The organism is Noviherbaspirillum sp. (assembly GCF_035654295.1).
Lineage (GTDB): Bacteria > Pseudomonadota > Gammaproteobacteria > Burkholderiales > Burkholderiaceae_D > Noviherbaspirillum.
In genome coordinates, this window is sequence record NZ_DASRXF010000067.1 from 1 (window position 1) to 14,218 (window position 14,218).

The following is a 14,218-nucleotide window of genomic DNA, read 5'->3' on the forward strand; positions in this document are numbered from 1 at the left end:
GGCCCTGGTTGCGCTGGCGCTGAGCGGCACGGTCGCCATCATCTACCTGATGTTCCTGCTGATCGTCGAACCCGTCGAGCGCCTGCGGGGCGGCATCGAAAAGATGACGGAAAAGGATTTCAGCGCCCGGCTGACCGTCGACAGCAACGACGAGTTCGGGCAATTGACGCAAGGCTTTAACCACATGGCCGACCGGCTGGAAGCGCTGTACAACAGCCTGGAAGAACGGGTAAAGGCGAAAACCGCCGAACTGGCCGACCAGAACCGGGAGCTGGCCCTGCTGTACGACAGCGCCGCCTTTCTCCAGGGCCTGCAGCCGGTGGAGTCGATGTGCGAAGGTTTCCTGCAGAAGATCCGTGCCTATTTCGGCGCCGACGGCGGCACCGTGCGGGTGCTGGACGAGCGGAACGGGAATACGCACATGATCGTGTACCACGGCATTACCGAGGCGCATGCGAAGGCGGAGAATTGCATGAAGCCCGGCGAATGCCTGTGCGGAGATGCGGTGGCGCAACGGGTCTCGATCATTCATGACCTGCGCCGTCCGGGCCTGCTGGCGTCGCGCCGCTGTCGCGAGGAAGGCTTCGCCACGGTATCGATGTTCCATATCTTCGCGCATCAGCAGCACATCGGTTTCTTCACGCTGCACTTCCACAAGTCGCGCGCCTTCAGCGAGCGGGAGCAGGCGCTGCTCGAAACCCTGGGCCAGATGCTCGGCACCGCCATCCAGAACATGCGGCTGGGCGCGCGCGAGCGGGAAATGGCGATCTCCGAAGAGCGCAACCTCGTGGCGCAGGGGCTGCACGACAGCATCGCGCAGGGACTGACCTTCATGAACATCCAGCTGCAGATGCTGGACGAATCGCTGCGCGAAGGGCGCCTGGACGAAGTCGCGGAAATCGTGCCTGCGTTGCGTTCCGGCGTGCAGGAAAGCTATGAAGACGTGCGCGAACTCCTGCTCAACTTCCGCAGCCGCCTGGCCGAAGACGACCTTGTCGCGGCACTGGAGACCGCCGTCGAGAAGTTCCGGAAACAGACGCGCATTGCGGTCGATTTCGTATGCGAAGGAAGCGGGCCGCCGTTCTCGCGCGAGCAGCAGCTGCAAGTGCTGTTCATCGTGCAGGAAGCCTTGTCCAATATCCGCAAGCACGCTGTCGCGCGGCATGTCGACATCCGCCTGCAGGACGGCCCGGATTTTACGCTCGGCATACGGGACGACGGCGTGGGCTTCGATGCCGCCACACTCATGCAGAAGGGAGACGGGCATGTCGGCATCAACATCATGCGGGAGCGCGCGCAACGCATTCACGCCTGGGTCGAGATCGATTCGGAGCCCGGCAAAGGGACGACGGTGACCCTGCGCCTGCCGCAACAGGAACGCCGCGCAGCCTGAGGAGAGACACGATGGAAAACACCAACAAACCGATCAGTGTGCTGCTGGTCGACGATCACACCCTGTTCCGCAGCGGCATCCGCTCGCTGCTGCAGCGCAATCCGGATTTCGCCGTGGTCGGGGAAGCGGCCGACGGCGTCGAGGGCGTCAAGCGCGCCCGGCAGCTGCGCCCGGACGTGGTGCTGCTGGACCTGAACATGCCGGGCATGTCCGGACTGGAAACGCTGCACCTGATCCTGCAGGACTGCCCGGACAGCGCGGTCATCCTGCTCACCGTTTCCGAGGAAGCGCAGGACCTGACCGCGGCTCTGCAGGCGGGGGCGCGCGGTTACCTCATCAAGAACATCGATGCCGACTACCTCGTGCGCGCCATCCGGCGGGCGGCGGCGGGCGAACCGGTGCTGGCCGAGGCGATGACCACCAAGCTGGTTGCGCAGATGCAGGGCGGTGCTGCGCCCAAGCCGGCGGCACCGTCCGAGATCGACCGCCTTACTCCGCGCGAGCGGGAAATCCTGGCCTGCCTGGCGCGCGGTGAAAGCAACAAGGTGATCGCGCGCACGCTCGATGTGGCCGAGAGTACCGTGAAGATCCACGTGCAGAACATCCTCAAGAAGCTCAACCTCGCCAGCCGCGTGCAGGCTGCGGTGTATGCGGTGGAGCACGGGATGTCGGGGGTGGGGGAGAAGGGAGCTGCGGGGTAGTGGGCGTTGGAGGCGGGGTGAACGACGCTGGATTCCGGCCTTCGCCGGAATCCAGCGTCGTCCAACAGCCAAAACAGAAAAGAAAACGGGCCGGAAAACCGGCCCGTTGTCATCTCGTGCTCCCGCCCTCAGCCGCCGCACTTGCCGCAGCAACCGCCGCAGCTCGAGTCCGATTCGCCGAGGTTGATCTTCCTGACGCCAAAGCCGGCCTTGGCCAGTGCGTTCGCCATTTCCTGCGGCGCGGTCTGGTCTTCGTCGAACTGAACGATCGCCCGGTTCTGCGGATACGACACGCTGACGTTGCTGACGCCGTCGACCGATTTGATCGCGCGCATCACCGTCTCGGTGCAGTCTTCAGAGGTCATCCCGGTGACATTCAGGACTTCGGTTTGCATGGTGTTTCCTTTATCACTAAATAACAATTCGAGCTGGTTCAATGCGCCATCAGAATCGGCACGGTCATCGATTCCAGCACGGTGCGGGTGACGCCGCCGAGCAGGATTTCGCGGAAGCGCGAGTGGCCGTAGCCGCCCATGACGATCATGTCCGAACCGAGGTCGGTGGCGATCGACAGCAGCGCGTTGCCGACGTCGATGTCGGTCTTCTGGCGCACCACGTTGACGTTGATCCTGTGGCGTGCGAGGTAGAGGCCGATGTCGGCGCCCGGTTGCTCGCCGTGCGCATCGCCGCGCGAATCCGCATTGAACACGACCACGTCGACGTTCTGTGCGCGCTTGAGCAGCGGGATGGCGGCGGTGACGGCACGCGTGGCGCTGGTGCTGGCGTCCCAAGCGATCAGCACGCGCTTGGGCGCGGCATCATACTTGCCGACGTAGGGAACGATCAGGACCGGGCGGCCGGCGTTCATCACGACGAACTCGGGGAAGTCGGGCAGCGTGGTCGAGGACGGCTCGTCGGCGTTGGCCTGGCCGACCACCACGAGGTCGCTGTAGCGGGCCTGCAGGCTGATGCCGGCGCCGGCCTCGTCATCGATCTGGCGGGCCTCGTAGGACTGGACGCCGATGCCCCTCACCGTGCTTTCGAAGAGGGCGAGCGAATCCTTTGCCGCGCCGCGCAGTTCTTCGAGGTGGTTGTCGAGGTGGGTCGCCATGCCGCCGCCTTCATAAATGAAGCGGGACTGGTAGATGAAGCGCGAGACGCCGCTGGGCGCGGCGCCGATCAGGTGCGCATCTTCATTCATTGCGATCTGGGCGGCCAGCTTCACACGTTCGATTGCCTGCTTGTCTTTGTCCACGTGGACGAGTACGGTTTTATACGACATGTCATCTTCCTCTTGTTGATTGACGTTGCGACGCCTCTTCAAGTTGCGGTTGTTAGCGTAGGGCCTGACCGAAATGCAGTCCAGAAAAAACCGATTCGCTTAAACATTAGTTCGGGCATTTTTGACTCAGATCAAAATTTCCCGCCACACCGGTTCGTAACATCATCGGCACATGAAAATGCGGCTCGTATCGCCGTTTCGGAAGGCGTGCAAGAATGGCAGGACATGAACCGGCACACCAGGAATCCTCATGACTGTCAGGAACCTCAAGCACCTGTTTGAACCGAAATCGATCGCGCTCATCGGGGCTTCGCCCAAGCCGCATTCCGTGGGCGTCACGGTACTGAAGAACCTGCTTGCGGGCGGATTCGACGGCGAGATCATGCTGGTCAATCCGAAGTATGAAAGCCTGGCCGACCGGCCGGTCTACGTATCCGCCGCCAAACTGCCGGCCGCGCCGGATCTCGCCATCATCTGCACGCCACCTGCCACCGTGCCCGGGATCATTTCCGAGCTCGGCAAACGGGGGACGAAGGCGGCCATCGTCATGACCACCGGACTGGCGGCGGCGAAAGACCTGTACGGCCGGAACATGAAGGACCAGATGCTCAAGGCGGCCCGGCCGCACCTGCTGCGCATTCTCGGTCCCAACAGCGTCGGTCTGCTCGTTCCCCGATTGGGCATGAACGCCAGCCTGGCGCATACCGGCGCCCTGCCGGGCAAGGTCGCGTTCGTGTCGCAATCCGGCGCCGTGGCGGCCGGTGTGCTCGACTGGGCGAAGGGCCGCAACATCGGGTTTTCAAAATTCCTCGCCCTTGGCGACAAGGCGGATGTCGACATCGGCGACGTGCTCGACTACCTCGCCGGCGATGCGGACACCCAGGCCATCCTGCTCTACCTGGAAGCCGTGCGCGATGCGCGCAAGTTCATGTCGGCCGCGCGCGCGGCGGCGCGCAGCAAGCCCATCATCGTGATCAAGACGGGCCGCGAACCGGAAGGGGCGAGGGCGGCGGCTTCGCATAGCGGCGCGCTGGCGGGATCGGACGACGTCTATGACGCCGCCATCCGCCGTGCCGGCATGCTGCGCGTCTATACTACGCTGGACCTGTTCGATGCCGTGGAAACGCTCGCGCATGCCCGGCCAATACGCGGCGACCGGCTGGCCATCATCAGCAACGGCGGCGGTCCCGGCGTGCTGGCGACCGATGCGCTGATCGGCAAGCAGGGCCGGCTGGCGGCGTTGTCACCGCAGGCGGCCGGCAAGCTCGACAATCTGTTCCCGGGCGCGGCGCCGCGCGACAACCCGGTGGATATCCTCGGCGATGCACCCGTGCAGCGCTATGTCGATGCCATGGACATCGTCATGCAGGAACCGGAGGTGGACGCGGCGCTGCTCATTCACGCGCCCACCGCCATCGTGCCCAGCACGGAGATTGCGACCGCACTCGTGCCGCTCGTAAAAAACGGATCCCGCAACGTGCTTTCCTGCTGGCTGGGCGGCGGCGAAGTGGCGCAGGCGCGCAGCATGTTTTCCGAGGCGGGAATCCCGACCTACGATACGCCGGAGGAAGCGGTGCGCGGTTTCATGCAGATCGTGCAATACAACCGCAACCAGAAACTGCTGATGGAGGTTCCCGCTTCCGCTTCCTCGTCGGTGGAAGAGGACAGGGAGGCGGTGCGCGCGCTGGTCAGGAAGGCGCTGTCGCGCGGGCGTGAGTCGCTCACCGAACCCGAAGCGAAACAGGTGCTGGCCGCCTACGGCATCCCGGTGGTGCGGACGCTGGCGGCGGGCTCCATCGAGGAAGCAGTGGAATGCGCGTCGCGCGTCGGTTTTCCTGTCGCGCTCAAGATCCTGTCGCCGGACCTCACGCACAAGTCCGATGTCGGCGGCGTCGCGCTCGACCTGGAAGACGCCGAATCCTTGCGGGCGGCCGCGACCGGCATGAACAAGCGGCTGGCGGAGATGCGGCCGCGGGCCGCACTGGCCGGCTTTTCGGTGCAATCGATGGTGCGGCGGCCCGAGGCGCGGGAGCTGATCGTCGGTGCGGCCACCGACCCGGTGTTCGGCCCTGTCATCCTGTTCGGCCAGGGCGGAATTGCGGTTGAAGTCACCGCTGACCATGCCATCGGCCTGCCGCCGCTGAACACGGTGCTGGCGCGCGACATGATCTCGCGCACTCGCGTATCACGGCTGCTGGCCGCATACCGCAACTGCGAGGCGGCGGACATCGATGCGATCAGCAATGTGCTGATCCGGATTTCGCACCTGGTGATCGATATTCCCGAGATCGTGGAACTCGACATCAACCCGCTGCTGGCCGACGCTTCCGGGGTGATTGCGCTGGATGCGCGCATCCGCCTGCAGGAGACGGAAAAGGGCGGCATGGACCGGCTCGCAATCCGTCCCTATCCCGAGGAACTGGAGGAGTGGGTGGAATGGCAGGGGGAACGCATCCTCCTGCGCCCCATCAAACCCGAGGACGGCCTGCAGCATGTCGAGTTCTTCAGCCGCCTGGCGCCGGAGGATGTGCGCATGCGCATGTTCGTGCAGATGCGGGAACTGTCGCCGGGGCAGCTGGCACGCATGACCCAGATCGACTATGACCGCGAAATGGCCTTCATCGCCACCCGCACGCGCCCCGACGGCATGCCGGAAACGCTGGGCGTGGCCCGTATCGTGTTCGATCCGGACAATGTGCAGGGCGAGTTCGCCGTCACCACCCGTTCCGACCTCAAGGGCAAGGGGCTTGGCAAACTGCTCATGCAAAAACTGATACGGCATTCGCGTGACCGCGGCGCGCAAGAGATCGTCGGCGAAACGCTGAGCCAGAACACGGCGCTGCTGGGGCTGGCGAAACGGCTCGGTTTCTCCGCGCACCGCTCCCGCGAGAACGATACCTTCCTGCTGAAACTGCCCTTGAAAGACACGTAATTCCTCCGTTTGGCGTACCGACGTCATTGCAATCGGCGGCGGAGCAATATAAGATTCTTCTTAAATGAATCTTTTAGGAGCCGCCATGACCCTCGTGAGGATAGAAGAACCGCGCGTCAAGGAACCCCCGCAGTCGGGATTTGCGCATCACCCCGTGTTCCGGCTGGGTTTCCGCCCGTTCTACCTGCTGGCGGCGGCCTTTGCCGCGATCAGTGTGCCGCTGTGGATTGCGCGCTATTTCGGCAACCTCGGCGCACTGGCGCGAGTGGACCTGAACTGGCACATGCATGAAATGGTGTTCGGTTTTGCCATTGCCGTCATCATCGGTTTCGTGTTCACCGCCGGGCGCAACTGGACTGGGCTGTGGACACCGCGCCGCGGCCATCTCGCGGCGCTCGCCGGGCTCTGGATCGCCGGCCGCATTGCGATGCTGTTCGCGCCGCCGCTGCTGGCCGCCGCCGTCGACCTCCTGTTCCTGCCGCTGGCGGCGTATCCCATCTATAGCGTCCTGCATCGCACCGGCAACAAGCGCAACATGTTCCTTGTCGGCCTGCTGGCGCTGCTCACGCTGATCAATGCGCTGTTCCATGCGTCCGTGCTCGGCTGGCTGCAGATGTCGTCCGTCACGCCGGTGCAGGCGGCAATTCTTGTCATTGTCATGATCGAATCGGTGATCGGGGGGCGCGTGATCCCCGGCTTCACGGCAAACGCGATCCAGGGCGCCAAACCGGTAACGAATGAGAAACGCGACAAGATCAGCATTGCACTCACCGCCATGGCCGCGGTTGCCTGGGTGGCGAACCTGCCGGGCCCGCTCGCCGGAGCGATCGCCGTCGCCGCCGCCGCTGCGCAGGCGACAAGGGTGGCGGGCTGGATGCCGCATGTCACCTTGCGCAAGCCGATTCTGTGGATCCTTCACCTGTCGTATGCCTGGATCCCGGTGGGCCTCCTCATGCTGGGCCTGGCGTCATGGGGAATGACGACAAGCAGTGCCGCATTCCATGTGCTGACCATCGGTTCGATGGCGGGCCTGATCATCGGCATGATCACGCGCACCGCGCTCGGCCATACCGGGCGTCCGCTCAATGCGGGCAGCAGCGAGCTCGTGATGTATGTCCTGATCCAGCTTGGCGTGATTGCACGCATGCTTGCCGCCGCCAACGTCCTGCGCTCCGAGATGCTGGTGGCGACCGCGGCTTTCTGGAGCGCGGCCTTCGTCCTGTACGTGATCGTCTACGGGCCGTATCTGCTGGCGCCGCGTGTGGACGGGCGTGAGGGTTAATACAACAGGGGGCTTGACATTTTTTCGAAGGGCAACCCAATCCCGGCATTTTTGACCTAGATCAAGGCTCCCGTTTTGCCCGGAAACGTACACTGCAAGCCAGTCTGATAGCGCCCCGCCCATGGGGCGAACGACAGGAGCAAAACTACCATGGCAGTCCCGGCAACAGCAGTTCCCATTTCTTCCAACGTCCAGTTCGATGCTGCGCTCATCCGCAAGATGAGCCAGCAGGGACCGCGCTACACTTCCTATCCGACGGCAGATCGCTTCACCGAGAACTTCGGCATGGGCGATTACCTGCAGGCAGTGAACAGCGTGCGTGCGATGGGGGCGCGCAATCCGCTGTCGCTCTACATTCATATCCCGTTCTGCGACAAGCTGTGCTACTACTGCGCATGCAACAAGATCATTACCAAGGTCCGCAGCAAGGCCGATGAGTACCTGACTTACCTGAAGCGCGAAATCGAGATGCAGGGCAAGCTGTTCGCCGACATGAACACGGTCGAGCAGCTGCACTTCGGCGGCGGCACCCCGACCTACATTTCCGATGCGCAAATGGGTGACCTGATGGCCTACCTGCGCAAGTGGTTCCGTTTTGCCACCGACGAAGCAGGCGAGTATTCGATCGAGATCGACCCGCGCACCGTATCGCCGGAACGCATCCATTCGCTGCGCTCGCAGGGCTTCAACCGCGTCAGCCTGGGCGTCCAGGATTTCGATCCGGAAGTGCAGAAGGCGGTCAACCGCGTGCAGCCGGAAGAGTGCACGCTGGGCGTGATGAACGCGGCGCGCGAGGCGGGTTTCCGCTCCATCAGCATCGACCTGATCTACGGCCTGCCGAAGCAGAACCTGATCACCATGGACCGCACACTGACCAAGGTGATCGCCGCCAACCCCGACCGCCTGTCGATCTACAACTACGCGCACATGCCGACGCTGTTCAAGCCGCAGCGTCGTATCAACGAGGACGAACTGCCGAGCAGCGAGACCAAGCTCGACATGCTCTCGCTGTGCATCCGCCGCCTGACCGACGCCGGCTATGTCTACATCGGCATGGACCATTTCGCCAAGCCGAACGACGAGCTCGCGATCGCCCAGCGCCAGGGGCGCCTGCACCGCAACTTCCAGGGCTATTCGACCCACGCGGAAGCGGAGATGGTGGCCATGGGCGTGTCAGCCATCAGCTCGGTCGGCTCCACCTACAGCCAGAACGAGAAGACGCTGGAAAGCTATTACGAGCGCCTCGAGCAGGGCGAGCTGCCGATCTGCCGCGGCTTCAAGATGAACGTCGACGACCTGCTGCGCCGGATCATCATCCAGATGCTGATGTGTAATTTCGAGCTGTCCATCAAGTCGCTCGAACTTGCCTATCCGATCACCTTCGTCAACTACTTCGAGAAGGAACTCGAGAAGCTGCGCGCACTCGAAGCCGACGGCCTGCTGAGCATCGATCCGGAATGGATCACGGTGACCCCGAAGGGGCGCCTCCTGATCCGCAACATCTGCATGGTGTTCGACCGCTATCTCGCCATGCCGCGCGAAGTGAAGCTCGAGCGCATGCACTATTCCAAGACGATCTGACGATCCCCGAACCCGCCGGCCCGCGCCGGCGGGATGCAGCAGGATAGTCACCCACCTGCTATCCTCGACACGTGACTGAATTACATCTTCTTTCCGTTTTCATGATCGGCCTCCTCGGCGGCGTGCATTGCGTCGGCATGTGCGGGGGCATCGTGGGCGCGTTTTCCGTGGTGACGCCGCGCCGCCCGTTTCCCGTTCCCGTGACGAACGGCGCCGGGGCCATCGCCGCTCCTGCTGTATTCGAGGGCGCCGGCCGCGTGCTCGCCTATAACGCCGGCCGTCTTGCCAGTTATGCCATTGCCGGCGCCATTGCCGGCGGCGTCGCCCAGGCTGCGCGCACCTTTTCCTTCATTTCTTCCCTCCAGGTCGGCGGCTACTGGCTTGCCAACCTGATGCTTGTCGCCCTCGGCCTCTACCTGATGGATGTGTGGCGCGGGCTGGCCCGGCTTGAATCCGCAGGGCAGTTCGTCTGGCGCCGCGTGCAGCCGCTGGTCAAGCGCCTGCTGCCGGTCGACAGCATCGGCAAGGCATTCGCCCTCGGCGGGCTGTGGGGCTGGGTCCCGTGCGGCATGGTGTACAGCGTGCTGATGACCGCCATGCTCAGCGGTACCGCGGCATCCGGGTCGCTTGTCATGCTGGCATTCGGCGCGGGCACCTTGCCGGTGCTGCTCACCATGGGCATGCTCGGCACCCGCCTGCAGGCATGGACGCGGCGCCGTGGCGTGCGCGTCGCGGCCGGGACGCTGGTCCTCGCATTCGGCCTGCTCGGACTTGCGCGTGCCACGAGCGGCGTATCCCTCGGTTGGCTCGATGCGCTCTGCCTGACGCCTCCGGCGGCCAGCTCCCATACCGGAGGCCATTGATGGACGCACTGTCATGTTTCCATTGCGGACTGCCGGTTCCTGCGGGATCGACCTGGTCGGTGAACATCGCCGGCACGGAGCGCACGATGTGCTGCCCGGGCTGCGAGGCTGTCGCCAAGACCATCGTCGACAACGGCTTGACGGATTACTACACCACGCGTGACGGCTACGCGAGCACCGGCGACAGCGAAGCACTGGTGCCGGCCGAACTGCGCCTGTACGACGCGCCCGAGCTCCTCGAACAGTTTGCGGAAATGAATGCGCAGGACAGCAGCGTCTGCGAAGCCAGCTTTTCCGTCGAGGGCATCCGCTGCGCGGCCTGCGTGTGGCTGATCGAGCGCCGCGTCGGCGCGGTGCAGGGCGTGCAGATGATGAACCTCAACGTCGCCACGGAACGCCTGCAGGTGCGCTGGAACAAGGACGCCTGCAAGCCGAGCGACATCCTGAAGGCGGTGCGCGAAGTCGGCTATGCCGCCTATCCCTACGACGCCGTACGGCATGGCGAGCAGTTGCAGCGCGCCAGCAAGAAGCTGTTCCGCCAGGTCTTCATTGCCGGTTTGTCCATGATGCAGGTGATGATGTATGCCGTCCCTGTCTACCTGGCCACCGACGGCACCATGGATGCCGACATGGAAGGCATGATGCGCTGGGCCAGCCTGCTGCTCACGCTGCCTGCCGTGCTGTACTCCGGGCTGCCGTTCTTCCAGGGCGCGTGGGCCAACCTGAAAGCCCGCGCGCTGGGCATGGATGTGCCGGTGGCGCTCGGCATCGCCGCCGCCTTCATCGGCAGCACCGTGGCCACGATCACCGGGAAAGGCGATGTCTATTTCGACACGGTGACGATGTTCATCTTCCTGCTGCTGTGCAGCCGCTACCTGGAACTGGTGGCGCGGCGCAAGGCGGCTTCCGCATTGGAAAAATTGCAGCATGCGCTGCCGGCCTCGGCGGCGCGCTTGCCGGGCTTCCCGCAGGACCGCAGCACCGAGACCGTACCCGCCGCGCAATTGTGCGAGGGCGATTTCGTGCTGGTGAAGCCGGGCGAAGCCATCGCGGCAGATTGCGTGGTGGTGGAGGGCAGCACCGCGGTCGACCTTTCCCTGCTCACCGGCGAGAGCCGGCCGCAGCGCAAGGACGTGGGCGACATGCTGCCCGGCGGCGCGGTCAATGCCACGCAAGCCATCGTCGTGCGCGTGACCAAGATTGCAAGAGAGAGCACGCTCTCCACGCTGGTGAAGCTGATCGAGCGGGCAGGGCAGGCCAAGCCGCAGCTCTCGCTGTGGGCGGATAAGGTGGCGGCGTGGTTCGTCGCGGCCCTGCTGGTGTTCGCGGTGCTCATCTTCGGCGTCTGGCAGTGGGTCGATCCTTCCCGTGCCTGGCAGATCGCGATCGCGGTGCTGGTGGTTTCCTGTCCGTGCGCGCTGTCGCTTGCCACGCCGAGTGCGCTGGCGGCGGCCACCGACAGACTGGTGCGGCAGGGCGTGCTTGCGGTGCAGCCGCACGTCCTGGAGACGCTGTTCCGGACCACGCATGTCATCTTCGACAAGACCGGGACGCTGACCTACGGCAGGCCGGTGTTGCGCGACGTTGCACCGTTCGGCGCCGCCGATGCACAGCGTTGCATTCGTGTTGCAGCGGCACTGGAGGCATCGAGCGCACATCCGCTGGCGCATGCGATTGTCGAAGCGGCAAGAAAGCAGGGTGGCGACGGCGCCATCTCGCAGGACATCACGCATACCGCCGGGCAGGGCCTCGAAGGCACGGTCGACGGCGTGCGCTACCGTTTGGGCTCGGCGGCCTTCGTCGCCGGGATCGCCGGTTCGCCGGCGCCGCAAGCGCTTGCCGGATGCACACCGGTCTACCTCGCGATGGAAGGCACGTGGCTGGCGCGCTTCGATCTTGCCGACCAGGTGCGCCCCGATGCCAGGGATGTAGTCGCGCATTTCCAGGCGCATGGCAAGAAAGTCATTCTCCTGAGCGGCGACGAGGACAGCGTGACGCGGCATGTCGCGGCGGAACTGGGCATCGATACCGCGCGCGGCGAATGCCTGCCCGACCAGAAACTGGCCTACGTGCAGGGCCTGCAGGCCGAAGGCGCGGTCGTGGCGATGGTGGGCGACGGCATCAACGACGCCGCCGTGCTCAAGGCGGCCGATGTGTCGTTTGCCATGGGCAGCGGCGCGGCCCTGGCGCAGACGCATGCGGATACGGTTCTGCTCACGGGGCGCATCTCCTCGGTGGTCGACGCATGGCGGGCGGCATCGCAGACCATGGCGGTGATTCGCCAGAACCTGTTCTGGGCCACGGTCTACAACATCGTTGCCATTCCGGCAGCGGCGGTCGGCCTGCTCAACCCGTGGCTTTCCGGCATTGGCATGTCGCTCAGCTCGGCGGTCGTGGTCATCAATGCATTGCGCTTGCGGCGGATTCCTGTACCATCTCGCCCGGACGAAAAACGCGTGCTCAAGACCGCCTGAAGAAACCGCATGGAATCCCTGTATCTCCTCATCCCGCTCAGCATCGTGATCGTGTTCATCGCGATCTGGGTGTTCTTCCGCGCGTCCGACACGGGCCAGTTCGACGACCTCGTCGGGCCCGGCATGCGCATCCTGCAGGATGACGACAGTCCCAAGCCTGTCGATCCGTCCGAGAGTACGTCTTCCGGAAAAGATAAGAATAACTAGCCGCGCGTTGTCGTGTGCGCATGGTGGGTTTCGCTTCGCTCTACCCACCCTACAGTCCTTCATCGCAGTAAGTAGGGTGGGTAGAGCGGCAGCGAAACCCACCGTGCGATCCCTTGTCGCTGACCGATTTTCTAGCCGTTCTTCCTATGAAAATGGCCTTGCACGCAGCAGGGTTACCTTGATTCGGGTCAATTTGACTTGGGTCAAAGTTTTTCAGAACCCGGAATCGTACTCTGCCCCCATTCGTGTTACTAACCCTGGGAGAATGTACGTGGATACATCACTGAACTACAACTACAAGGTCGTGAAGCAGTTCGCGATCGCTACTGTAGTGTGGGGCGTGGTGGGCATGTTGGTCGGCGTTTTGATCGCCGCACAACTAGCCTGGCCCGCACTTAACTTCGACATCGCTTGGCTAAGCTACGGTCGCTTGCGTCCGTTGCATACCAACGCTGTCATCTTTGCATTCGGCGGTTGCGCGCTGTTTGCCACTTCGTACTACGTCGTTCAGCGTACCTGCCAGGTACGTCTGTTTTCCGACACCCTGGCTGCCTTCACCTTCTGGGGCTGGCAACTCGTCATCGTCGCCGCGGCCGTCTCCCTGCCGCTCGGTTACACCTCCGGCAAGGAATACGCCGAGCTGGAATGGCCGATCGACATCCTGATCACCCTGGTCTGGGTCTCCTACGCGCTGGTGTTCTTCGGCACGCTGGTCAAGCGCAAGGTGCCCCACATCTACGTGGCTAACTGGTTCTTCGGCGGCTTCATCCTCGCCGTGGCGCTGCTCCACGTGGTCAACAGCATGGCCATCCCGGTCACCGCGACCAAGTCCTACTCCGCCTACGCCGGCGTGCAGGACGCGATGATCCAGTGGTGGTACGGCCACAACGCGGTGGGCTTCTTCCTGACCGCCGGCTTCCTGGGCATGATGTACTACTTCATCCCGAAGCAGGCCGACAAGCCGGTGTACTCCTATCGCCTGTCGATCGTGCACTTCTGGGCGCTGATCTTCACCTACATGTGGGCGGGTCCGCACCACCTGCACTACACCGCGCTGCCTGACTGGACCCAGTCCATCGGCATGGTGTTCTCGCTGATCCTCCTGGCTCCGTCCTGGGGCGGCATGATCAACGGCATCATGACCCTGTCCGGCGCATGGAACAAGCTGCGCAACGACCCGATCCTGAAGTTCCTGATCGTCTCGTTGTCCTTCTACGGCATGTCGACCTTCGAAGGCCCGATGATGTCCATCAAGACCGTCAACGCGCTGTCGCACTACACCGACTGGACCGTCGGCCACGTGCACGCCGGTGCGCTGGGCTGGGTCGGCTTCATCACCATGGGTTCGATCTACTACCTGCTGCCGCGCCTGTTCGGCAAGAAGGAAATGCACAGCACCCGCCTGATCGAAGTCCACTTCTGGGTGGCGACTATCGGCATCGTGCTTTACATCGCTGCCATGTGGATCGCCGGCGTGATGCAGGGCCTGATGTGGCGCGCGGT

Annotated in this window: 11 protein-coding genes; 9 read left to right on the plus strand and 2 right to left on the minus strand. The window is 63.8% G+C overall.

Going from position 1 to position 14,218, the window contains the following annotated elements; translation table 11 throughout:
* Positions 1–1,393 (plus strand): HAMP domain-containing protein (locus VFF99_RS07670; protein ID WP_325016554.1); only part of this gene is annotated, 1,393 nt, incomplete at its 5' end.
* 11 nt (positions 1,394–1,404) lie between these two features.
* The gene (locus VFF99_RS07675) at positions 1,405–2,094 is read left to right on the plus strand and encodes a response regulator (RefSeq protein WP_325016556.1); all 690 of its coding nucleotides are present in this window, start codon (positions 1,405–1,407) and stop codon (positions 2,092–2,094) included.
* Between the two features lie 128 nt (positions 2,095–2,222).
* On the opposite strand, the gene VFF99_RS07680 is transcribed toward VFF99_RS07675, so the two are convergent.
* Positions 2,223–2,489, minus strand: a complete 267-nt coding sequence (locus VFF99_RS07680) for a heavy-metal-associated domain-containing protein (protein ID WP_325016558.1) — start codon at positions 2,487–2,489, stop codon at positions 2,223–2,225.
* Between the two features lie 38 nt (positions 2,490–2,527).
* Positions 2,528–3,376, minus strand: coding sequence for a universal stress protein (locus tag VFF99_RS07685; RefSeq protein WP_325016560.1), 849 nt, complete (start codon positions 3,374–3,376; stop codon positions 2,528–2,530).
* A 250-nt stretch (positions 3,377–3,626) separates the two neighbouring features.
* Between VFF99_RS07685 and VFF99_RS07690 the strand changes: the two genes are divergently transcribed.
* From VFF99_RS07690 to ccoN, 7 genes are all read left to right on the plus strand, one after another.
* The gene (locus VFF99_RS07690; protein WP_325016562.1) at positions 3,627–6,308 is read left to right on the plus strand and encodes a bifunctional acetate--CoA ligase family protein/GNAT family N-acetyltransferase; all 2,682 of its coding nucleotides are present in this window, start codon (positions 3,627–3,629) and stop codon (positions 6,306–6,308) included.
* Positions 6,309–6,393: 85 nt separating this feature from the next.
* Entirely contained in the window at positions 6,394–7,590 is a 1,197-nt protein-coding gene (locus VFF99_RS07695) for an NnrS family protein (protein WP_325016564.1), read from the plus strand.
* A gap of 150 nt (positions 7,591–7,740) precedes the next feature.
* Positions 7,741–9,171: an oxygen-independent coproporphyrinogen III oxidase gene (gene hemN / locus VFF99_RS07700; RefSeq protein WP_325016566.1), complete on the plus strand. Its 1,431-nt coding sequence runs from the start codon at positions 7,741–7,743 to the stop codon at positions 9,169–9,171.
* 101 nt (positions 9,172–9,272) lie between these two features.
* Complete coding sequence (locus tag VFF99_RS07705) at positions 9,273–10,034, plus strand: sulfite exporter TauE/SafE family protein (RefSeq protein WP_325016568.1); 762 nt, start codon at positions 9,273–9,275, stop codon at positions 10,032–10,034.
* Positions 10,034–12,508 carry a heavy metal translocating P-type ATPase gene (locus VFF99_RS07710; protein WP_325016570.1) on the plus strand — a complete coding sequence of 825 codons (2,475 nt, stop codon included), beginning with the start codon at positions 10,034–10,036 and terminating at the stop codon, positions 12,506–12,508. Before VFF99_RS07705 ends, VFF99_RS07710 begins: the two co-directional genes overlap by 1 nt.
* A 9-nt stretch (positions 12,509–12,517) precedes the next feature.
* A complete protein-coding gene (gene ccoS / locus VFF99_RS07715; protein WP_325016572.1) occupies positions 12,518–12,715 on the plus strand; it encodes a cbb3-type cytochrome oxidase assembly protein CcoS in 198 nt (65 codons plus the stop codon).
* A 271-nt stretch (positions 12,716–12,986) separates the two neighbouring features.
* Positions 12,987–14,218 (plus strand): cytochrome-c oxidase, cbb3-type subunit I (gene ccoN / locus VFF99_RS07720; protein ID WP_325016574.1); only part of this gene is annotated, 1,232 nt, incomplete at its 3' end.